The following is a 20,547-nucleotide window of genomic DNA, read 5'->3' as shown; positions in this document are numbered from 1 at the left end:
GAGTTTTAGTTTTTTAATCATTAAACATTGAATTTTAAAATCATGAAAAAGACACTTATTTTTTTGCTGCTGGCAAGTATTCAATTTGTTAATAGTCAAGAACTGGCTTTAGTTAAAAAGAATTCTAAAATTGGATATATTTCCAAAGACGGATCATTTAAAATCGAACCTCAATACAAATCGGCCAGAAGTTTTTCTGACGGTTTGGCTGCTGTAGAAAACGGCGGAAAATGGGGATTTATTGACAGTAAAGGAAGCTGGGTAATTCCGGCAGATTTTAAAGATGCCAAAGATTTTAACAACGGAATTGCCGTAGTACAAAAAGATAAGGAATGGGTTTATATTGATAAAAAAGGTGAAATTCAAAAAGCTCCTGCTTCAGAAAAACTATTCGATTTTAATAACGGTGTTGCTTTTATCAGACAGAACAATAAAGTAGGTTTGATTAACAATAAAATGGCGGTTGTTTTAGAACCAAAATACGATCAGATTAAATCTTTTGAAAATGGTTATGCAAGAGTAGAACTAAACAAAAACTGGGGGATCATAAATACAGAAGGAAAAGAAGTAGTGGAGCCGGCTTATGCTGAAATTGGAAACTACTTTAAAGGAACAACCTGGGCAAGAAAAGACAAAACCTTCGGATTGGTAAGCGGCGGGAAATTTACTCCAGTTGACGGAGCCGAAAAAATCTGGGATTTTGAAACTCAGGATTTGACTTTTGCTAAAAAAAATGGAAAAATTGGTTATATCGATTTAAAAGGAAACTGGGCTATTTTACCTATATATGATAAAGGAAAAGCTTTCTCAAAAAATTTAGCTCCTGTTTTAGTTGGAAAAAAATGGGGATTCATCAATCCTGAAGGAAAATTTGTAATTGAACCTACTTACAATGATGCCGAAGTTTTCAGTACAAATGGTTTAGCACCAGTAAAAGAAAGCAACTGGGGATTCATTAACGAGTCAGGAAAACTAATAATTCCAACACAATACGGCATTACTACAAATGCTATTATTGCCATGTTTGTACAACAGGACAAAGGCTTTATTGATGGAGTAGCAAGGGTAAAAAATGAAGGAAAATGGGGTTTTCTTAAACCAGACGGAACTGTATTAAGCAACCAATGGTTTGAAAATGCTGAATTATTTTCAAAATCAGCCGAAAAACCTCAGCCTGCAGCAACTCCTGTTGAAGCTCCAAAACAAGAAACAAAAACAACCAAACCAGCAGCTAAAGCGACAGCAAAACCAGCAGCTAAGAAAAAGAAATAAATTTCACTTATGAAGTGTGTATTAGTAACAGGCGGTTCGAGAGGAATTGGAAGTGCTATTTGTAAAAAATTAGCCGTTGAATCTAATTATCATATTCTGATTAATTATCATTCAAACAAAACTGCCGCCGAAGAAACATTACAAGAAATACAAAAATTAGGCGCAACCGGAGAAATTTTAGGTTTTGATGTTGCCAATTTTGAGCAGGTTCAAGACGTTCTTACACAATGGCAGGAAGCAAATCCTGAAAAATTAGTAGAAGCGATTGTAAATAATGCCGGAATTACAAAAGATGGTCTTTTTATGTGGATGACACCGCAGGACTGGAACAGTGTTATGAATACAAGTGCAAACGGATTTTTTAATGTAACGCAGTTTTTTATTCAAAAAATGCTTCGCAATAAATATGGCCGAATTGTAAATGTTGTATCAGTATCTGGTGTAAAAGGAACTGCAGGACAAACCAATTATTCAGCAGCAAAAGGTGCTATTGTTGCTGCAACAAAAGCATTGGCACAAGAAGTAGCAAAACGTAACATTACAGTAAATGCTGTTGCACCGGGTTTTATTAAAACCGATATGACAAGTGAACTGGATGAAAAAGAATTATTAAAACTGATTCCAGTAAATCGTTTTGGCGAAGCCGAAGAAGTAGCAGATTTGGTAAGCTTTTTGATTTCAAAAAAATCAAGTTACATTACCGGAGAAATTATTAATATAAATGGCGGAATATATTCTTAAGAATATTATGTTTGCGATATTATTTTTAAGTTTTTTTTAACATTGAAAAATTACCTGCAATCCTGACAATTGTTGGGATTGCAGGATTAAAAATAAAAGATAGATAAAAACCTTTGTGCCTTTGTTTAAAAAAATTACACTTTAAGGATTAAAAAATTACTTTGAAAGACGATGAATAAGAGAGTTGTAATTACTGGAATGGGAATTTATTCTTGTATCGGAACTTCTTTAGATGAAGTAAAAGAATCGCTGTATAATGGAAAATCAGGGATAAAATTTGATTCTGACCGAAAAGAATTTGGTTTTCAATCAGCCTTAACGGGAATGGTTCCTAAAGCTGATTTAAAAAATTTACTGACCCGCAGACAGCGTATGAGTATTGGTGAAGAAACCGAGTATGCTTATATGGCAACTATCGAAGCATTGAAAAATGCTAATATCGATGATGCTTTTTTTGAAACTCGCGAAGTGGGAATCATGTACGGAAATGACAGTGTTTCTAAAGCTATCATTGATGCTACAGATATTGTCCGTGAGAAAAAAGACACTGCTCTTATTGGTTCTGGTGCGATTTTTAAATCGATGAATTCTACCGTTACCATGAATCTTTCAACGATTTTTAAACTTCGTGGTATTAATTTAACCGTTAGTGCCGCTTGTGCAAGTGGTTCACATTCTATTGGATTGGCTTATTTTTTAATTAAAAGTGGTTTTCAGGATATTATTATAACCGGCGGAGCGCAGGAAATAAACAAATATGCTATGAGCAGTTTTGACGGACTGGGTGTTTTCTCTAACCGTGAAGGCGATCCAGAAAAAGCGTCAAGACCTTTTGATGCCGAACGCGACGGATTGATTCCTAGTGGCGGCGGTGCAACTTTAATTCTCGAAAGTTACGAATCTGCTATTGCGCGCGGTGCCAATATTATCGCCGAAGTTTCAGGTTACGGATTTTCATCAAACGGCGGACATATTTCGACACCAAATGTCGAAGGTCCTTCTACAGCAATGCAGAGAGCATTAGATGATGCTAAACTAAAAGCATCAGATATTGAGTATATAAATGCACACGCAACTTCAACTCCGGTTGGTGATGCAAACGAAGCCAAGGCGATTTTTGAAGTTTTTGGTGAGAAAAATCCTTACGTAAGTTCTACAAAATCAATGACAGGACACGAATGCTGGATGGCTGGAGCAAGTGAAATTATTTACTCTATCATCATGATGCAGAACGATTTCATTGCCCCGAACATCAATTTAGAAAATCCAGACGAAGATGCTTCAAAATTAAATTTAGTTAAAACTACGTTAAACAAAAAATTTGACATATTTTTGTCCAATTCTTTCGGTTTCGGAGGAACCAACTCTGCGTTGGTGGTTAAAAAGTTTAAATTGAACGATGAATAAAGAAGAGATTATAGCAAAAATTAATGGTTTTTTAGTTGATGAATTTGAAGTTGATAATGACGACATTGAACCAAATGCTAATTTAAAAGATACGCTTGGATTAGACAGTTTAGATTATGTTGATTTAGTAGTTTCAATTGAATCTAACTTTGGCGTAAAACTAGTTGAGGCAGATTTTGTTGGAATTTCTGATTTCCAAAGTTTCTACGATCTTATTGAAACCAAATTAAAAGCCAAAACAGCTTAATGAGTCAATGGGATGGTAAATCAAAAGGAACTGTTTTAGGTTATAGAATATTCGTTTTTTTGATAAAGAAAGCGGGTGTTAAGTCTGCTTATGGTTTACTTTACTTTGTTGCTTCTTATTATTTCCTGTTTCTAAAAAAAAGCAACCGCGCGATTTTTTATTACTTTAAAGAAAGGCTTCAATATTCCACTTTTAAATCTAAAAAAATGGTTTTCAAAAGTTACTATACTTTTGGGCAGACCATTATTGATAAAATTTCCATTTCGGCCGGAATGCGAAATAAATTCACCTATGAATTTGACGGAATCGAAATTCTAAAAAATCTTTTAGCCGAAAAAAAAGGCGGCGTTTTAATAAGCGCGCATGTTGGGAATTTTGAAATCGCCGAACACTTTTTAGGCGATATCGATCTTGATTTTCAAATCAATCTTGTTACTACAGATTTAGAGCATTCCGCAATCAAAAATTATTTAGAAAGCGTTACCCAAAAACCAACCGTAAAATTTATTATTATTAAAGAAGACTTGTCTCATATTTTTGAGATCAATGCAGCTTTGGCTAATAATGAACTGGTTTGTTTTACCGGCGATCGTTATTTTGAAGGTACAAAATCTCTTTCTGAAAATATTCTCGGCAAAGAAGCCAATTTCCCGGCAGGGCCATTTTTAATCGCATCAAGATTAAAAGTTCCGGTTGTGTTTGTGTATGTAATGAAAGAACCAAATCTGCATTATCATCTTTATGCAAGAGAAGCTACAGTAAAACACCGCGACGAAAAAGCACTTTTAAAAGAATACGTAACAAGCGTAGAAAGCATTGTAAAAAAATATCCGCTGCAATGGTTTAATTATTTCGACTTTTGGAATGATTTAAATTAATCACAGATTTAACTGATGGAATAGATTTACGCAGTATAAATAATGCCCCTTATCTGCTTTTTTAAGAAACTGCTTAAAACATTCATCGAAAACCCGTTTAATCTGTAAGAATATAAGAGCTTCATTGTATTTCTGTTTAACGTTATTATTTTTTTTAAACCTGTGAAAACCCTTCTAATCCTTTAGATCGCGGGCAATTAAAACTCCTAAACATTAATGCGTTAAACAAGAAAATTCGTTTAAATAAATTTACTTACTTTTGTCCGCAACCAAAGCAGTAAAACCTAAATGAAAAATGTTCTCGTTATTTACTATTCTCAATCAGGACAGTTAGAAACGATTGCGCAAAACATCGCAAAACCGTTTTTAAACTCAGAGAATATAAATGTAACTTTTCACGAAATCCAGCTCGAGAAACCTTTCCCCTTTCCGTGGAATAAGGATGCGTTTTTTGATGCCTTTCCAGAATCGTTTTTACAAATTCCAACAACATTAAAACCAGTTCCTGAAGCAATTTTAAATACAAAATTTGATTTAATTCTTTTCCATTATCAAGTTTGGTATTTATCGCCGTCAATTCCAATCAATTCATTTTTAAAAAGTGAAGATGCCAAAAAAATCCTGAACAATACGCCTGTAATTACAATAAGCGGTTCAAGAAACATGTGGATTATGGCACAGGAAAAAATAAAAACATTACTAAAAGAAGCAAACGCACAATTAGTGGGAAATGTTGCCTTAGTAGATCGTGTTGGAAATTTAATCAGCGTGATTACAATTGTAGAATGGATGTTCTCTGGAGTTAAGAAAAAATATTTAGGTATTTTTCCGCTTCCGGGAGTTTCAGAAAAAGACATAAAAGAATCTCCAAAATTTGGAGAAGTAATGCTTTCTGCATTTAACGAGAATAGTTTAGAGCATTTACAGCCAAAATTAGTAGAAATTGGGGCAGTAAAGATCAGTCCGTATTTAGTGACTGTTGACAAAACGGCCAATAAAATTTTCAATAAATGGTCAAACCTTATTTTTAAAAATCAAAAAAACCGAAAAAAGCTTCTAAAAGTATTTAATGTTTATTTATTCTTGGCAATTTGGTTAATCTCACCAATAGTGTATATATTGCACTTTATTTCCTACCCTTTTAAGTTAAAAACCATAAAAAGAGAAACTCAATATTATCAAGGAGTTTAGAAGACTATTTTTAGATTATGTTTGAAGTATATATCACAAAAGCTGCAAAATATTTGCCAAACGAAGCTGTTTCGAATGATGAAATGGAAGCCTATTTAGGTCTGATCAATGATACTGCCTCAAAAGCAAGACGTATTATTTTGCGCAATAACAAAATTACAAGCCGTTATTACGCTGTTGACAAAACAGGAAAAAGCACACACAGTAATGCCGAATTAACGCGAAATGCTATTTTACCGTTATTCGACGAAAATTTTACGCCTCAGGATTTAGAAGTACTTTCATGCGGGACCTCAACTCCTGATATTTTTCTGCCTTCGCATGCTGCGATGGTTCATGGTCTGCTAAAAAATAAATCAGTAGAATTAAACTCTTCAACGGGAGTCTGCTGTGCCGGAATGAACTCACTTAAATTTGGTTTTCTTTCGGTACGATCTGGAAATTCAAAAAATGCAATCTGTACAGGATCTGAAAAAGTTTCAACCTGGCTGAATGCTCAAAAATACAATCACGAAACCGAAAACTTAAAAAGTCTTGAAGAACAGCCTATCATTGCATTCAAAAAAGATTTCTTAAGATGGATGTTATCTGACGGTGCCGGTGCATTTTTATTAGAGAATAAACCCAAAGGGCCAATCTCTCTTAAAATAGAATGGATGGAAGCTTTTTCGTATGCTTACGAATTAGAAACCTGTATGTACGCCGGAGGAGATAAACAAGAAAATGGAGAAATCAAAGGATGGAGCGATTATGCACCAGAACAATGGTTAAACGAATCTGTTTTCTCAATTAAACAAGATGTAAAATTATTAGATGAATTTATCCTTACCAAAGGTGCAGACAGCATGAAAGAGGCAATGGATAAAAACAACATCAAATCTGAAGATATTAATTATTTCATTCCTCACGTTTCATCTAACTTCTTTGTTGAAGGATTAAAAAAAGGATTAAGCGAAAAAGGAATTGGAATGAGTGACGAAAAATGGTTCATGAATCTTTCAAGAGTAGGTAACGTAGGTTCTGCCTCAATTTACCTGGCTTTAGAAGAATTAATGAATTCAGGAAACCTGAAAAAAGGAGATCACATTCTTTTATCAGTTCCGGAAAGCGGAAGATTTTCTTTCGCTTATGCCTATTTAACAGTTTGCTAATGGAAACAATGGCTTCTTTAGAAAAAGAAATGGTAGAAAATTTACTGCCGCAAAAGTTCCCTTTTGTGATGGTCGATGCCATGCATTCTTATACCGAGACTTCTTTAGTTTCTGGTTTAAAAATTCAGCAGGATAATATTTTTGTAAAAAACAATATTTTTTTAGAAGCAGGTTTAATTGAGCATATGGCACAATCTGTGGCATTACATACCGGATATCAATATTTTTTAAGAAACGAAACAGCACCAACAGGCTATATAGGTTCTATTAAAGAAATTGAAATTAAAAAACTGCCTCAATTAAACAATACCATTCAATCTGAAGTTACTATTCTGCAGGAATTTGCAGGAATAACTTTGGTGAATATTGTTACGACATTAAATAATGAAGAAATTGCAAACGGACAGATGAAAACCGTTTTAGCTAAATAATATAGAATTTTGAATCCCGTAGTTGACATACAAAATTATTTACCGCACCGGGCACCATTGCTTATGGTAGATTTAATTCTGGAAATTGATGCCAACTTTGTAGAGACCATTTTTTTGATAAAAGAAGACAATATTTTTGTTCAGGATAATGTTTTTATTGAAGCGGGTTTAATCGAAAACACGGCGCAGACTTGTTCGTCTATTGTTGGGAAAAAATATTTTTTTGATGAAGACGGAACAGAAAATGAAAACGTAAATGTAATTGGATTTATCAGTGCCTTAAAAAATGTAAAAATTCATTCGCTGCCAAAAGTCGGCGACACGATAATTACCAAAGCAGATTTAGTTTCAAAATTCGCTGGCGACGATTACACTTTATGCACGATGAGCTGCAGCAGCTCTGTCGAAGACCAGATACTCTTAGAATGCGAAATTAACTTGTTCATTCAAAAAACAGTTTCGGTTGGGTAATTCAAAAAAAATCATTTTACATCTCGTAATCCGAATCGGAATTTTGATTCTTTTACTTGCATTACTTTTTGCATTTTGGTATTTTACCTATGATCCTCATAAGTTTTGCGATGAAACCGGACACAAACATGTCGACGGCGGATTGGGATTATTCATCATGGGATTTATAATAACCCAGATGTTTTATGCAGGAATGCTGATCGAAATGATTTATTTATTTGTAAAAAAACAACGAACACTGGCTTTCGCCAATCTTGGATTTTTAATAATTAGTTTATGTATAGTTTCAGTCTGTATGTTTCTAATAAATTAAATTAGCAATATGGAAAAAGATAAAGTACCACAAGACACCAGCAATTTAACCAAAAATAACGTCAAAGAGCTTTTATATGCAACCGACGAAAATGGCAACTATACCACAACCTTAAGTACAGGCTGGGAACCCAAAACAATTGCATTATCGAATTCTATCGATGAAATAAACGAACGTATTGCCGATGCCAGACAACAGGTTTTAGATGGCGAAGTAAGTCCAATTGTTTATTTTATGGAAATCAATAAAATGGATCTTACTATTTTATCAAGCTATGTAGGATTCTGGAAATGGCGTGTAAAAAGACATTTTAAACCAAGTGTTTTTGCCTCATTAAGCGATAAAGTGCTGCAGAAATATGCCGACACTTTTGAAATTTCAATTGACGAATTAAAAAACAGCATTACCAAATAAATGGAATTAACTTTCACACATCATCAGTCTGCTCATTGTGAGAATGGAGTAGCGTCGAATCTGCTAAAAAACAGCGGACTAAACATCAGCGAACCGATGGTTTTTGGTATTGGCTCCGGGTTATTTTTTGTATACCTGCCTTTTATAAAAGTAAATTATGCTCCGGCAATCAGCTACAGAACTCTGCCTGGACAAATCTTTAATAAAGTAGCAACCCGTTTAAACCTAAAAATAAAAAGACAAAAATTTTCATCGGTATCAAATGCCAATAAAGCATTAGATGAAAATTTAAAAAATAATATTCCAACCGGATTACAAGTCGGCGTTTACAACTTAAGTTATTTTCCGGACGAATACCGTTTTCATTTCAACGCACACAATTTAGTAGTTTACGGAAAAACCGATAAAGATTATTTAGTGAGCGATCCTGTAATGGAAACTGTTACAACTTTAACGCACGAAGAATTAGACAAAGTTCGTTTTGCAAAAGGAGCATTTGCACCACGCGGCCAAATGTATTATCCTATTCAAATTCCAAAAGATGTCGATTTAAAAAGTGCAATCATTAAAGGAATAAAAAATACCTGCCGCGATATGCTGGCACCAATGCCAATTGTAGGTGTTCGCGGTATCAAATTTGTTTCTAAGCAGATTAGAAAATGGCCTATAAAACACGGTACTAAAAAAGCCAATCATTATCTGGCGCAAATGGTTCGTATGCAGGAAGAAATTGGAACCGGAGGCGGAGGTTTTCGTTTTATTTATGCCGCATTTTTACAGGAAGCTTCGGTTGTTTTAGGTAATGAAGAATTGAAAGAACTTTCTAAAGAAATGACAAAAATTGGCGATTCATGGCGAGATTTTGCCGTTGAAGCTTCGCGAATTTATAAAAACAGAAGTGCCAAGGAAGACGCTTACAATACTATTGCCGATGAACTTTTGGACATTGCCAATAGAGAAGAAATCTTTTTTAAAAAATTAAAAAAAGCGATCAGCTAAACATATTTTGCAGCCTATAATTAAAATAGAATCCCTTTCGAAAAAGTACAAAGAAGCCGATCAGTATTCTTTGAACGATGTTTCGCTGGATATAAACGAAGGAGAAGTTTTTGGTTTATTAGGTCCAAACGGTGCCGGAAAAACAACCCTGATTTCAATGCTCTGCGGATTGGTAAAACCAACATCCGGGCATTTTACCATAAATGGTTTAGACTATCAGCACCATTCTTCAAAAATTAAAAAAATCATAGGCGTTGTTCCTCAGGAATATGCCTTATACCCTACTCTTACAGCGAGAGAAAACCTGCATTATTTTGGAAGTATGTACGGTTTAAAAGGTTCAGATTTAAAAGATAAAGTAGTCGAAACTTTAGACCTTTTGGGATTATTAAAATTTGCCGACAAACCTGTTGGAACTTTTTCCGGCGGAATGAAACGCCGTGTGAATTTGATTGCCGGAATTCTTCATAATCCAAAAGTTTTATTTTTAGACGAACCAACTGTTGGAGTTGATGTACAGTCTAAAAATGCTATTATGGATTATTTAAAAGTATTAAACCAAAACGGAACCTCTATTATTTATACTTCGCATCATTTAGCTGAAGCCGAAGATTTCTGCAGCACGATTGCGATTATTGACAGAGGTCAGATTTATACAAAAGGAACACCTTCAACCTTAATTAATTCTGTTAAAGATGCCCGCAATCTCGAAGACGTTTTTATTTCATTAACCGGTAAAGACTTGAGAGATGCTATATAAAATTTGGATGTCGATCGTAAAAGAATTTTTACTGCTTAAACGTGATTTAGGCGGATTGATTATTTTGTTTATAATGCCGTTGGTTTTGGTTATTACCGTTACGTTAATTCAGGACAGCACTTTTAAAACCGTAAGCGATTCTAAAATTCCAATTTTATTGGTGGATAACGACAAAGGTTCGGTTTCGAAAACTGTTTTTGAAAATTTAGAAAAAAGCAATCTGTTTAGTGTTGTAACACGAATCGATAATAAAACAATTAGTGAAGATGTTGCCAGAGAAAATGTTTTCAAAGGAAAATTTCAATTGGCAATTATAATTCCAGAAAAATTAAGCTCTGATTTACAAGCCAAAGTAGATCAAAATGTCGAAAAAATTGTCAGCAATTTAGGTTTTGCAGATAGTACAGCGGCCAGCGAACCTCAGCGCATTATCAAAGAAAAAGAGGTAAAACTATATTTTGATCCGGCAGTGCAGATGAGTTTCAAAAATGCGGTCATGAGTTCGATTGACAAAATGATTTCGCAGATCGAAACCAAATCAATTTACACCACTTTCGAAAAACAATTAGGAGAAGGAAGCACCAATTTTGAGCAGAAAAGTTTCATTTCTTTTAAAGAGATAATTCCAAAGATAAACAACAAAGAAATTCGTCCAAATTCGGTGCAGCATAACGTTCCGGCGTGGACACTCTTTGCGATATTTTTCATTGTAATTCCGTTATCGATTAATATTGTAAAAGAAAAATCACAAGGAACTTTCGTTCGATTAAGAACCAATCCAGTTTCTAATTTAGTGGTGATTATTGGTAAAACTATCACGTATTCTGTAATCTGTATGATTCAGTTTTATATGATGGTTGCCGTTGCAGTTTTTCTATTTCCATCCATCGGACTGCCGTCTTTAAATATTGAAGGCCATTTAGCATTAATGAGCGTTGTAGCCTTGTTTTCAGGTTTCGCCGCCATTGGATTCGGAATTTTATTAGGAACAATTGCAAGCACACAAGAGCAATCGGCTCCGTTTGGTGCAACAAGTGTGATCATTCTAGCTGCAATTGGCGGTATCTGGGTTCCGGTTTTTGCCATGCCAAAGATTATGCAGATTATTGCCAAATCGTCTCCAATGAACTGGGGATTAGATGCTTTTTACGACGTTCTTTTACGCAACGTTTCTTTCCTTGAAATTATTCCAAAAATAAGTTTGTTATTTTTGTTTTTCATTCTCACAACAGCCATCGCATTATTTTATGATAAAAAGAAAAGAGCAGTTTAAAGAAGCTGAAAATTTAACCGTTTCACACGAAATTAGAATTCGTTTTAACGAAACTGATCCGCTTGGAATTGTTTGGCACGGTAACTACATTACCTATTTTGAAGATGGACGTGAAGCTTTTGGGCGTGAACACGGATTGACGTATCTGGATATTGCCAAAACCGGATATACAACGCCAATTGTAAAATCGACCTGCGAACATAAATTGTCTCTGCGTTACGGCGATGTGGTAACTATTGAAACAACAGTTGTTGACACGCCCGCAGCCAAAATGATTTACCGTTTTAAAATTATTGACGACAAAGGAGAAGTAGCCTGTACTGGCGAAACAACTCAGGTTTTTTTAGATAAAGAAGGAAATTTAATGCTGACCAATCCGCCATTTTATGAAGAATGGAAACGAAAAGTCGGCTTATTGAAATAAAACACGAATTGCACAAATTAGCACGAATTAAAAATAAATAATTTGTGTAAATCCGTTTGATCTGTTAAATCTGCGTGCCATAAAAAACACGCTGGAATAAAATCATAAAATGTTAAGAGAAATATACATTACAGAAACCAATTGTATCACGCCATTAGGTTTTGATGTCGAATCAAATGTTGAAGCGATTCTTCGCGGCGATTCTGGCATTCAGCTTCATAATGATATTTCTTTAATGCCCAATTCATTTTATGCTTCGATTATTTCTGATGAAAAGATAAACAGTGCTTTTTCAAAAATCAGCACTGAAACCCAATATTCTCGTTTAGAGAAAATGATGATTTTGGCTTTAAAGCCAATTATCAAAAAATCAAGAGTTGAACTAAATTCAAAAACAGCTTTTATACTTTCCACCACAAAAGGAAATGTTACGGCTTTAGCAAATGATTCTGAAGAAAATTTCAACAACGCACATTTAGATGTTTTAGCCAAAAACATTTCAGATTTCTTCGGATTTAAAACACAGCCAATTGTGGTTTCAAATGCGTGTGTTTCTGGAATTTTAGCGGTTTCAATTGCTAAAAGAATGATTCAGTCTGAACTTTACGACAATGTTTTTGTAGTCGCTGGCGATGAAGTTTCAGAATTTGTTTTGTCTGGTTTTAATGCATTCCAAGCCATGAGCGATTTACCTTGTAAGCCGTATTCTAAAAACAGAACCGGAGTAAGTTTAGGCGAAGCAACAGCAGCAGTTTTAGTTTCGGCGAATCCGGCAACTGCTAAAATAAAAGTGATTGGCGACAGTTCAATAAACGATGCCAATCATATTTCGGGTCCGTCAAGAACAGGTGAAGGTTTGTTTCGAAGTATTCAGAATGCTTTAAAAGAAGCTCAAATCGAAGCCGACAAATTAGATTATATTTCAGCACACGGAACCGCAACGCCTTATAACGATGAAATGGAAGCTATTGCTTTAAATCGTTTGGGTTTACAAAACGTTCCTGTAAATAGTTTAAAAGGATTTTACGGTCATACCTTAGGTGCTTCAGGATTATTGGAAACTGTAATTGCAATAGAATCTGCTAATCAAAATAAACTTTTTGAATCGAAAGGTTTTGATGAAATTGGAGTTAGTGAAGTTGTAAATGTAATTGAGAAAAATCAAGAGGCGACTATTAAGTATTTCCTGAAAACGGCTTCTGGTTTTGGAGGTTGTAATACGGCTGTGGTTTTTGAAAAAGTGAAATGATAAATTTTAAATTAAAAAATATTGATGAAATAATTCCTGCTGGTCAAGATCCAAATCAAACATTAAGTTGGTTTTGGTTAACAGATGGAGAGTTATGGCTTGATTTCAAAAATGACATAATTTATGAATATTCGGATGAAGCAATCCATTATTTTGGAAGTAAATCAACATCATACAATGATTATTATTTAGTCAGATTCATTGAGGATTTTACCGAAATTTTTGGGAAAATAAGCGAAAACATTCTTGAAAGATTTTACACTTTAACCGAAGATTTAAAAAAGTTTAAAACTGAGTCAAAAAATTGGCTTGATATTCATGATATAGATGAAAATGAAAATACTGATTTTTATTTTGATGAATATTATAAATTAGTTTCATGGATTGATGAGAGAAAATTAAGTTCAGGACACTTAATTGGCGGTCCGAATTTATTTTTCTTCAGAAGAAATGATAAAATAAAAATTATCTGGGAAACTGAATATATTTTAGAAAATGGTATAAGTTTATGGACAGCAAAAGATGGTTTCTGTGAAATGAATTATCATGATTTTGTGAATGAAATTAAATTGTTTGGAGAAAATTTTTTTAATAAAATGGACGAGCAAATTGCATTAGCATTGTCTAAAGATTTTAAGAATATACAGATTGACAAACAAAGATTAGTTGAAGAACATAAAGAAAGAAAGGAAGATTTCTGGAGTGCATTCACAATGCTAACGCAAGAATCTAATATTAAAACAAATTGGACAGGTATTGAGCAAATATATAATAGCATCAAAAAAGAAATAAGATAATATATTTTCTGAAAACGGCTTCTGGATTTGGAGGTTGTAATACAGCTGTGGTTTTTGAAAAGATAAAATGAAATGGAAAATAAAGAAACTAAATTTATAATTTATAGTCAACCTAGCGGAAATGTTAGGATTGATGTTTTTCTACAAGATGAAACTGTATGGCTCACACAAAAAACTATGAGTGAGCTATTTGATACTACAACACAAAATATTACAACACATTTAAAAAACATTTTTGGGTCAGGTGAATTAGAAGAAAATTCAACTTGTAAAGAAATTTTACAAGTTCAACAAGAAGGTAATCGTCAAGTTTCCAGAAACCAAAAATTCTATAATCTTGACGCTATTATTTCTGTTGGTTATAGAGTAAATTCAACAAAGGCTACACAATTTAGAATATGGGCTACTCAAGCCCTAAAAGAATATATAATCAAAGGTTTTGTTTTAGATGATGAACGTTTAAAACAAGGACAAACAGTTTTTGGTAAAGATTACTTCAAAGAATTATTACGTAGAGTTCGTTCTATTCGTGCCAGCGAACGCCGAATTTACCAACAAGTCAGTGATATTTTTGCAGAATGTAGTATTGATTATGATAAAAATTCAGAAGTCACTAAAAGTTTTTATGCTATGGTTCAAAACAAATTTCACTTTGCCATAACAGGAAATACGGCTGCAGAAATTATTCATAAAAATGTCGACAAAACCAAAGACAATATGGGACTTACCACTTGGAAAAATGCTCCAGAAGGAAGAATTATAAAATCAGATGTAATTGTTGCTAAAAATTACTTACAAGAAAAAGAAATTAATCAATTGGAAAGAACAGTTACAGGTTACTTTGATTACATAGAAGGTTTGATCGAAAGAGAAAATACTTTTACAATGGAACAATTAGCTACGAGTGTAAATAAATTTCTTTCATTCAACGAGTACAAAATTCTAGAAGGAAAAGGAAAAATATCGAAAATCCAAGCAGATAAAAAAGCGATTAAAGAATATGATGAGTTCAATAAAACTCAAAAAATTATTTCAGATTTTGATAAAGAAATAAAGAAAATCAGAAAATAAACAAGGTGTTTTCATTACTTAATTAAATGACTCAAAATAAAACCAACATACAATCCTACATCACCATCCAAAACAACGAAATTGTTTTGAACGGAACTTCTGTATTCAAAACTGAACCGACAGATTTTGCTGATTTCTCGAAACAAGCGTATCGTAATTTTGAAATGCAATATCCAAAGTTTTTCAAAATGGATGCTTTAAGCAAACTGGCTTTTTTAGGATCAGAATTGCTTTTGAGTCCAATAAGTTCAACAGAAGAAGAGAATAATATTGCTTTGGTTTTGGCCAATAAATCGTCAAGTTTAGATACTGATGTAAAATATCAGGAATCAATTTCAGACAAAGAAAACTATTTTCCGAGTCCGGCGGTTTTTGTTTATACGCTGCCAAATATCTGTCTGGGCGAAATAAGTATCCGTCATCAGCTGAAAAGTGAAAATTCTTTCTTTATATTTGACACCTTTAATACCGAATTCATGTCGAATTATTCTAATATTCTTTTGAATACGAATAAAGCAGATATCGTTTTGTGCGGCTGGGTAGAATTTTTTAATGACAATTATAAAGCTTTCCTCTGCACTATAAGCAAAGAAGAAAACACAAAATATACAAACGAAACTATCAATACATTATATAATAAATAATCATGGAAGCATTAAAAGAAGAATTGAAAAACAAAATTATCACAACTCTAAACCTTGAAGATATAACAATTGAAGACATTGCTGATAATGATCCTTTGTTTGGAGATGGTTTAGGTTTAGACTCGATTGATGCACTTGAATTGATCGTGATTTTAGATAAAGATTACGGAATTAAATTAGTAGATCCGAAAGAAGGAAAAACAATTTTCCAGTCTATCGAAACTATGGCGGCTTACATTAGCGCTAACAGAACGAAATAATTTTAGATTTTAGACTTCAGATTTTAGATTTGCTTTTGGAATCTAAAATCTAACCTGTTTTAAAATCCGTCAACTTTGTCAAAGTTTAAAATTTTGACAAAGTTCTAAGAATCTAAAATCTAAAATCAAAACTCTAAAATTAATGAGTAAAGGTGTTGCAATAACGGGAATGGGAATTATCTCCGCAATCGGGAATTCGGTTGAGGAAAACTACCATTCATTAATCGAAAATAAAATCGGGATTTCCCGTATCTCCAATATTTCTACAGTTCATGCAGATGTTATTAAAGTGGGGGAAATTAAAAAAACCAACGATGAACTGATCAGCGAACTGGAATTAAACAGCGATAATAATTTTTCGAGAACCGCTATGATTGGTACTTTGGCAGCAAAACAAGCTGTTGAAAATGCCGGCATAACCTCTATCAACGAATTTAGAACCGGACTTATTTCGGCTACTAGTGTAGGCGGAATGGACATGACAGAGAAACATTATTACGATTATTTCGAAAAACCGGAATTGGTTAAATATATTACCTGTCACGACGGCGGCGATGTTGCTGAAAAGATTGCCGAAGAACTGGGTTTAAAAGGAATGGTGTCGACAATAAGTACCGCTTGTTCGTCTGCAGCCAATTCAATTATGCTGGGCGCGAGATTAATCAAAACCGGAAAACTGGACCGCGTAATTGTAGGCGGAGCCGATGCTTTGTCAAAATTTACCATAAACGGATTTAAGACTTTGATGATTTTATCTGACGATTACAACAAACCTTTTGACAATAACAGAAAAGGGTTAAATCTTGGAGAAGCTGCTGCTTTTTTGGTTTTAGAATCGGATGAAATTGTCGAGAAACAAAATAAAAAAGTATTGGCAAGAGTTTCAGGTTATGGAAATGCCAATGATGCTTTTCACCAAACGGCTTCTTCTGAAAACGGAGACGGTGCTTTTCTGGCTATGAAAAAAGCTTTTGAAGTTTCGGGTTTAAAACCTTCTGAAATTGACTACATCAACGTTCACGGGACTGCAACGCCAAATAACGATTTATCCGAAGGAAGAGCTTTACGCCGCATTTACGAAGAAGAAAAAGTTCCGGATTTTAGTTCTACCAAACCGTTTACTGGTCATACTTTAGCAGCTGCAGCGGCAATTGAAGCGGTTTACAGCGTTTTGGCAATTCAGAATAATGTTGTTTATCCGAATTTGAATTTCGAAACGCAGATGGAAGAATTTGACTTAACACCACAGACTTCTTTAATAAATAAAAATATCGAACACGTTTTATCTAATTCTTTCGGATTTGGAGGAAACTGTTCAACACTTATATTTTCAAAAAGCTAAAATGAAAAAAACATATATAAATGGAGTAGGCTGTATTTCGACTCAAAAAACATTTGATACTGTTTTTTTAGAAGAGGCCAATGTTAATCACGATGAAAATGTACTGGCAATTGTTTCGCCGGCATACAAAGAATATATTTCTCCGGCCGCAAGCCGAAGAATGGCAAAAGGTGTAAAAAACGGAATTGTAGCTTCGGCCTTAGCCATGAAAGATGCAAATGTCGAAAAAGTCGATGCCATTATTACCGGAACCGGTTTAGGCTGTATCGAAGATTCTGAAAAATTCCTGAAAAGTATTTTAGATAATAAAGAAGAGTTCCTTACTCCTACTTCTTTCATTCAATCGACTCATAATACAGTTGGTGCGCAGATTGCACTTTTACAGCAATGTAAAGGCTATAATTTTACGTATGTAAACGGTGCGGTTTCTTTTGAATCGGCACTTTTAGATGCTAAAATGCAGATCGAAGAAGATGAAGCCAATTCAATTTTAGTTGGCGGTGTTGATGAAAACGGTGATTATACTACTGCACTTTTCAAATTAAAGGGACGAATTAAAGCTGATAATTCGGCTCCTTATGACGTTTTAACTTCTAAAACAAGCGGTGCCGTTTATGGTGAAGGTGCCAGTTTTTTTGTTTTAGAAAACGAAAGAAAAGACAATACCTATGCTGAACTTCTAGATGTTGCTATTGTAAATACCCTGGAAGCAAATGAAGTTGAAACTGAAATCAAATCTTTTCTAAAATCTAATAACTTAGAAATTTCAGATATTGATGCTTTGGTTTTAGGTTTTGACGGAAATGCAGATTTTGAAAATTATTATAGAAATCTGGCCGAAAATGCTTTCTCAAAAACTCCTGTTTTGTATTACAAACATTTGAGTGGCGAATATGATACAGCTTCGGCTTTTGCTTTTTGGATGGCTGCAAAAATTTTAAAAACACAGGAAGTTCCTGAAATCATAAAAGTAAATCAGCTTACAAAATCAGCTTACAAAACCATTTTATTGTACAACCAATTAAGCGGAAAAAATCATAGTTTTACGTTACTGTCAAAATGATAACGCATAAAAACATCTCGATATTTTTTATCCTTTTATTGCTTTTACTGTTTCTTCTGAATCTTTATATCGCAATACATGCATGGTGTTTTTTGGCTGTAATTTTTCTTTGGATTGGAATAAACGCTTTTGGTTCTTCGAGAATTTCGTCTAATTATCATGTAAAAGCGTTTTGTAATAATCCATTAGAAAAAGAGAAAAAAATTGCGCTGACTTTTGATGACGGCCCAAGTGAATTTACTTTAGAGGTTTTAGAACTTCTAAAAAAATACAATGCCAAAGCGGCTTTTTTCTGCATTGGAAAAAATATTGAAAAGCATCCTGAAATCGTAAAACAAATTATTGCTCAAGGTCATTTGGTTGGAAATCATTCGTACAGTCATTCCAATTTTTTTGATTTTTACAATGCCGGACAAATACAAGAAGAAATCGAAAAAACCGATGCTCTTCTGGAAAAACTCACTTCAAAAAAAATAAACTTTTTTCGTCCGCCTTACGGGGTTACGACGCCTTCTATTCGGAGAGCTTTAAAATTAACCGGACATAAAACAATTGGCTGGAATATTCGTTCTCTTGATGGCGGGACCAAAAACCAGGAATTAATTTTAAACCGAATTACAAAACGAGTTTCTCCCGGCGGAATTGTACTTTTGCATGATACAGGCGAGCACTCTGTTTTGGTCTTGGAACAGTTTTTGCAATTTTTACAGCAAAATAATTATCAGGTCGTTTCGATCGAAGAACTTTTGAATCTTAATGCTTATGAAATTGAACACGGATGAAACGGATTCGCTATCGCGAAGACGCGGATACAACGGATTTTTATTCAATAAAAATCTGTGTGAATCTTTTTAATCAGTGGGAAAAACATTAAGCACAATTTTAAAAATTATGAAAACTAAAATAGCTCTACTAATTCTATTTATTTCAGGCGGTTTGTTTGCTCAGGAACAAAAAATGACCGCTGCCGAAATAGCACAATTTAAAGAAGACGTAAATGTTGTATCTAAAAAAATCAAAACCTTAAGTACTGATTTTGTTCAGTACAAACATTTGGATTTTTTATCAAAAGATATTGAAACTTCGGGAAAAATGGTTTTTAAAGAACCTTCGCTTTTGCAATGGCAGTATAAAAAACCATACAATTACAGTATTACTTTTAAAAACGGAAAAATCCTGATTAACGACGAAGGAAAGAAAAGTGCAGTTGATATGGGCGACAGTAAAATTTTTGCCCGAATCAATAAATTAATCGTAGGAAGCGTGAGCGGTAATATGTTTGACGACAAAGAATTTACGATTTCGTATTTTAAATTGAAAGGTCAGAACCTTGCTAAATTTATTCCGAAAGATGCAACGCTTAAAAAATACATTAAACAAATTGAACTGACTTTTGACAAGGAAGAAGCAACTGTGGTTCAGGTAAAATTATTAGAATCATCTGAAGATTATACCAGAATTGTACTTAAAAATAAAGTAATCAATGCAAAAATCGACGATTCAGTTTTTACTAATTAATTGCTTTCTGGCAATCGTTTTGGTTTCTTGCGGCTCGGTCACAAAAAACTATACGCCAAAAAAATTAGACAAAACGTCTTATGCGGTTCCGTATTTTTCAGATTCAAAAACCGATTATGTTTATAAAACCAACATAAGCGTTTACGGAAATGAATTATCAGGAATTTTTATTACCAAAAAAATAAACGACACTACACACCGAATCGTTTTTACAACCGAATTCGGAAACAAATTAATGGATTTTGAAATCTCTGAAACAGACTTTAAAGTCAATTCTATTGTTTCAGAATTAGACCGAAAAATATTGATTAATACTTTAAAAGAAGATTTTCGTCTTCTTCTAAAAAAAGAATACTTGATTCAGGAACAGTTTGAAAACGAATCGGCAGACATTTATAAATCAGCAGATGGTAAACGGGACAATTATATTTTTATCTCCAAAAAAGATCAGAAATTAGAGAAGATCGTTCACTCGTCTAAAACAAAAGAAAAAATTACGCTGTATTTCAATTCAGAAAACAATATTTTTGCTGAGAAGATTCAGATTATCCATCAAAATATTAAGCTTAAAATTGAGTTGAATTATTTCAAGTCTGAGTAGAATATTAAACTAACCATAAAATTAAACTAA

25 protein-coding genes are annotated in these 20,547 nt (G+C 33.6%); all 25 read left to right on the top strand.

Annotation, left to right across the window (positions count from 1 at the left end; translation table 11 throughout):
• Positions 1-42: 42 nt before the first annotated feature.
• On the top strand, positions 43-1,272 hold the full coding sequence (locus FJOH_RS05765; protein ID WP_012023193.1) for a WG repeat-containing protein: 1,230 nt from the start codon (positions 43-45) through the stop codon (positions 1,270-1,272).
• A gap of 9 nt (positions 1,273-1,281) precedes the next feature.
• Complete coding sequence (gene fabG / locus FJOH_RS05760; protein WP_012023192.1) at positions 1,282-2,013, top strand: 3-oxoacyl-ACP reductase FabG; 732 nt, start codon at positions 1,282-1,284, stop codon at positions 2,011-2,013.
• A gap of 171 nt (positions 2,014-2,184) precedes the next feature.
• Positions 2,185-3,420 (top strand): beta-ketoacyl-[acyl-carrier-protein] synthase family protein, encoded by a 1,236-nt coding sequence (locus FJOH_RS05755; RefSeq protein ID WP_012023191.1) that lies wholly within the window; start codon positions 2,185-2,187, stop codon positions 3,418-3,420.
• Positions 3,413-3,667, top strand: a complete 255-nt coding sequence (locus FJOH_RS05750) for an acyl carrier protein (protein ID WP_012023190.1) — start codon at positions 3,413-3,415, stop codon at positions 3,665-3,667. Before FJOH_RS05755 ends, FJOH_RS05750 begins: the two co-directional genes overlap by 8 nt.
• A complete protein-coding gene (locus FJOH_RS05745) occupies positions 3,667-4,545 on the top strand; it encodes an LpxL/LpxP family acyltransferase (RefSeq protein WP_012023189.1) in 879 nt (292 codons plus the stop codon). The genes FJOH_RS05750 and FJOH_RS05745 overlap by 1 nt, the downstream gene beginning before the upstream one ends.
• A 288-nt stretch (positions 4,546-4,833) precedes the next feature.
• Complete coding sequence (locus FJOH_RS05740; protein WP_012023188.1) at positions 4,834-5,736, top strand: hypothetical protein; 903 nt, start codon at positions 4,834-4,836, stop codon at positions 5,734-5,736.
• Positions 5,737-5,753: 17 nt separating this feature from the next.
• Positions 5,754-6,887 carry a beta-ketoacyl-ACP synthase III gene (locus FJOH_RS05735; protein ID WP_012023187.1) on the top strand — a complete coding sequence of 378 codons (1,134 nt, stop codon included), beginning with the start codon at positions 5,754-5,756 and terminating at the stop codon, positions 6,885-6,887.
• Positions 6,887-7,318, top strand: coding sequence for a hypothetical protein (locus tag FJOH_RS05730; protein ID WP_012023186.1), 432 nt, complete (start codon positions 6,887-6,889; stop codon positions 7,316-7,318). The genes FJOH_RS05735 and FJOH_RS05730 overlap by 1 nt, the downstream gene beginning before the upstream one ends.
• A gap of 63 nt (positions 7,319-7,381) precedes the next feature.
• Positions 7,382-7,789, top strand: coding sequence for a hypothetical protein (locus tag FJOH_RS05725; protein ID WP_012023185.1), 408 nt, complete (start codon positions 7,382-7,384; stop codon positions 7,787-7,789).
• Positions 7,782-8,102 carry a hypothetical protein gene (locus FJOH_RS05720; RefSeq protein WP_012023184.1) on the top strand — a complete coding sequence of 107 codons (321 nt, stop codon included), beginning with the start codon at positions 7,782-7,784 and terminating at the stop codon, positions 8,100-8,102. Before FJOH_RS05725 ends, FJOH_RS05720 begins: the two co-directional genes overlap by 8 nt.
• Before the next feature lie 9 nt (positions 8,103-8,111).
• A complete protein-coding gene (locus FJOH_RS05715) occupies positions 8,112-8,516 on the top strand; it encodes a hypothetical protein (protein ID WP_012023183.1) in 405 nt (134 codons plus the stop codon).
• Positions 8,517-9,515 (top strand): BtrH N-terminal domain-containing protein, encoded by a 999-nt coding sequence (locus FJOH_RS05710; protein WP_012023182.1) that lies wholly within the window; start codon positions 8,517-8,519, stop codon positions 9,513-9,515.
• 7 nt (positions 9,516-9,522) lie between these two features.
• The gene (locus FJOH_RS05705) at positions 9,523-10,275 is read left to right on the top strand and encodes an ABC transporter ATP-binding protein (RefSeq protein WP_012023181.1); all 753 of its coding nucleotides are present in this window, start codon (positions 9,523-9,525) and stop codon (positions 10,273-10,275) included.
• Positions 10,265-11,548: an ABC transporter permease gene (locus FJOH_RS05700; protein ID WP_012023180.1), complete on the top strand. Its 1,284-nt coding sequence runs from the start codon at positions 10,265-10,267 to the stop codon at positions 11,546-11,548. Before FJOH_RS05705 ends, FJOH_RS05700 begins: the two co-directional genes overlap by 11 nt.
• A complete protein-coding gene (locus FJOH_RS05695) occupies positions 11,523-11,972 on the top strand; it encodes an acyl-CoA thioesterase (RefSeq protein WP_012023179.1) in 450 nt (149 codons plus the stop codon). The genes FJOH_RS05700 and FJOH_RS05695 overlap by 26 nt, the downstream gene beginning before the upstream one ends.
• 109 nt (positions 11,973-12,081) lie before the next feature.
• A complete protein-coding gene (locus FJOH_RS05690; RefSeq protein ID WP_012023178.1) occupies positions 12,082-13,221 on the top strand; it encodes a beta-ketoacyl synthase N-terminal-like domain-containing protein in 1,140 nt (379 codons plus the stop codon).
• The gene (locus tag FJOH_RS05685; RefSeq protein ID WP_012023177.1) at positions 13,218-14,018 is read left to right on the top strand and encodes a DUF5984 family protein; all 801 of its coding nucleotides are present in this window, start codon (positions 13,218-13,220) and stop codon (positions 14,016-14,018) included. Before FJOH_RS05690 ends, FJOH_RS05685 begins: the two co-directional genes overlap by 4 nt.
• Before the next feature lie 72 nt (positions 14,019-14,090).
• On the top strand, positions 14,091-15,089 hold the full coding sequence (locus tag FJOH_RS05680) for a virulence RhuM family protein (RefSeq protein WP_012023176.1): 999 nt from the start codon (positions 14,091-14,093) through the stop codon (positions 15,087-15,089).
• A gap of 26 nt (positions 15,090-15,115) precedes the next feature.
• Positions 15,116-15,733, top strand: a complete 618-nt coding sequence (locus tag FJOH_RS05675; RefSeq protein ID WP_012023175.1) for a hypothetical protein — start codon at positions 15,116-15,118, stop codon at positions 15,731-15,733.
• Between the two features lie 2 nt (positions 15,734-15,735).
• Positions 15,736-15,993, top strand: coding sequence for a phosphopantetheine-binding protein (locus FJOH_RS05670; protein WP_012023174.1), 258 nt, complete (start codon positions 15,736-15,738; stop codon positions 15,991-15,993).
• Between the two features lie 142 nt (positions 15,994-16,135).
• Positions 16,136-17,335, top strand: a complete 1,200-nt coding sequence (locus FJOH_RS05665) for a beta-ketoacyl-[acyl-carrier-protein] synthase family protein (RefSeq protein ID WP_012023173.1) — start codon at positions 16,136-16,138, stop codon at positions 17,333-17,335.
• Position 17,336: 1 nt separating this feature from the next.
• On the top strand, positions 17,337-18,398 hold the full coding sequence (locus tag FJOH_RS05660; RefSeq protein ID WP_012023172.1) for a beta-ketoacyl synthase N-terminal-like domain-containing protein: 1,062 nt from the start codon (positions 17,337-17,339) through the stop codon (positions 18,396-18,398).
• Positions 18,399-18,490: 92 nt separating this feature from the next.
• Positions 18,491-19,180, top strand: coding sequence for a polysaccharide deacetylase family protein (locus FJOH_RS05655; protein WP_235023000.1), 690 nt, complete (start codon positions 18,491-18,493; stop codon positions 19,178-19,180).
• Positions 19,181-19,289: 109 nt separating this feature from the next.
• On the top strand, positions 19,290-19,916 hold the full coding sequence (locus tag FJOH_RS05650) for an outer membrane lipoprotein carrier protein LolA (RefSeq protein WP_012023170.1): 627 nt from the start codon (positions 19,290-19,292) through the stop codon (positions 19,914-19,916).
• Positions 19,882-20,517: a hypothetical protein gene (locus FJOH_RS05645; RefSeq protein ID WP_012023169.1), complete on the top strand. Its 636-nt coding sequence runs from the start codon at positions 19,882-19,884 to the stop codon at positions 20,515-20,517. The genes FJOH_RS05650 and FJOH_RS05645 overlap by 35 nt, the downstream gene beginning before the upstream one ends.
• The last annotated feature ends 30 nt before the right edge of the window (positions 20,518-20,547 follow it).

The organism is Flavobacterium johnsoniae UW101 (assembly GCF_000016645.1).
In the GTDB taxonomy this organism is placed as follows: Bacteria; Bacteroidota; Bacteroidia; order Flavobacteriales; family Flavobacteriaceae; genus Flavobacterium; species Flavobacterium johnsoniae.
Note: the sequence above shows the minus strand (reverse complement) of the source record. Positions and strands in the feature narration are given on the sequence as shown.

What these genes read in the sequence shown, in the direction of transcription:
- FJOH_RS05745 (WP_012023189.1), top strand. Translation starts at nt 3,667, where the DNA reads ATGAGTCAATGGGATGGTAAATCAAAAGGAACTGTTTTAGGTTATAGA.
- FJOH_RS05725 (WP_012023185.1), top strand. Translation starts at nt 7,382, where the DNA reads ATGGTAGATTTAATTCTGGAAATTGATGCCAACTTTGTAGAGACCATT.
- FJOH_RS05755 (WP_012023191.1), top strand. Translation starts at nt 2,185, where the DNA reads ATGAATAAGAGAGTTGTAATTACTGGAATGGGAATTTATTCTTGTATC.
- FJOH_RS05735 (WP_012023187.1), top strand. Translation starts at nt 5,754, where the DNA reads ATGTTTGAAGTATATATCACAAAAGCTGCAAAATATTTGCCAAACGAA.
- FJOH_RS05645 (WP_012023169.1), top strand. Translation starts at nt 19,882, where the DNA reads ATGCAAAAATCGACGATTCAGTTTTTACTAATTAATTGCTTTCTGGCA.
- FJOH_RS05695 (WP_012023179.1), top strand. Translation starts at nt 11,523, where the DNA reads ATGATAAAAAGAAAAGAGCAGTTTAAAGAAGCTGAAAATTTAACCGTT.
- fabG (WP_012023192.1), top strand. Translation starts at nt 1,282, where the DNA reads ATGAAGTGTGTATTAGTAACAGGCGGTTCGAGAGGAATTGGAAGTGCT.
- FJOH_RS05690 (WP_012023178.1), top strand. Translation starts at nt 12,082, where the DNA reads ATGTTAAGAGAAATATACATTACAGAAACCAATTGTATCACGCCATTA.
- FJOH_RS05730 (WP_012023186.1), top strand. Translation starts at nt 6,887, where the DNA reads ATGGAAACAATGGCTTCTTTAGAAAAAGAAATGGTAGAAAATTTACTG.
- FJOH_RS05765 (WP_012023193.1), top strand. Translation starts at nt 43, where the DNA reads ATGAAAAAGACACTTATTTTTTTGCTGCTGGCAAGTATTCAATTTGTT.
- FJOH_RS05700 (WP_012023180.1), top strand. Translation starts at nt 10,265, where the DNA reads ATGCTATATAAAATTTGGATGTCGATCGTAAAAGAATTTTTACTGCTT.
- FJOH_RS05650 (WP_012023170.1), top strand. Translation starts at nt 19,290, where the DNA reads ATGAAAACTAAAATAGCTCTACTAATTCTATTTATTTCAGGCGGTTTG.
- FJOH_RS05680 (WP_012023176.1), top strand. Translation starts at nt 14,091, where the DNA reads ATGGAAAATAAAGAAACTAAATTTATAATTTATAGTCAACCTAGCGGA.
- FJOH_RS05660 (WP_012023172.1), top strand. Translation starts at nt 17,337, where the DNA reads ATGAAAAAAACATATATAAATGGAGTAGGCTGTATTTCGACTCAAAAA.
- FJOH_RS05740 (WP_012023188.1), top strand. Translation starts at nt 4,834, where the DNA reads ATGAAAAATGTTCTCGTTATTTACTATTCTCAATCAGGACAGTTAGAA.
- FJOH_RS05675 (WP_012023175.1), top strand. Translation starts at nt 15,116, where the DNA reads ATGACTCAAAATAAAACCAACATACAATCCTACATCACCATCCAAAAC.
- FJOH_RS05685 (WP_012023177.1), top strand. Translation starts at nt 13,218, where the DNA reads ATGATAAATTTTAAATTAAAAAATATTGATGAAATAATTCCTGCTGGT.
- FJOH_RS05670 (WP_012023174.1), top strand. Translation starts at nt 15,736, where the DNA reads ATGGAAGCATTAAAAGAAGAATTGAAAAACAAAATTATCACAACTCTA.
- FJOH_RS05665 (WP_012023173.1), top strand. Translation starts at nt 16,136, where the DNA reads ATGAGTAAAGGTGTTGCAATAACGGGAATGGGAATTATCTCCGCAATC.
- FJOH_RS05715 (WP_012023183.1), top strand. Translation starts at nt 8,112, where the DNA reads ATGGAAAAAGATAAAGTACCACAAGACACCAGCAATTTAACCAAAAAT.
- FJOH_RS05710 (WP_012023182.1), top strand. Translation starts at nt 8,517, where the DNA reads ATGGAATTAACTTTCACACATCATCAGTCTGCTCATTGTGAGAATGGA.
- FJOH_RS05750 (WP_012023190.1), top strand. Translation starts at nt 3,413, where the DNA reads ATGAATAAAGAAGAGATTATAGCAAAAATTAATGGTTTTTTAGTTGAT.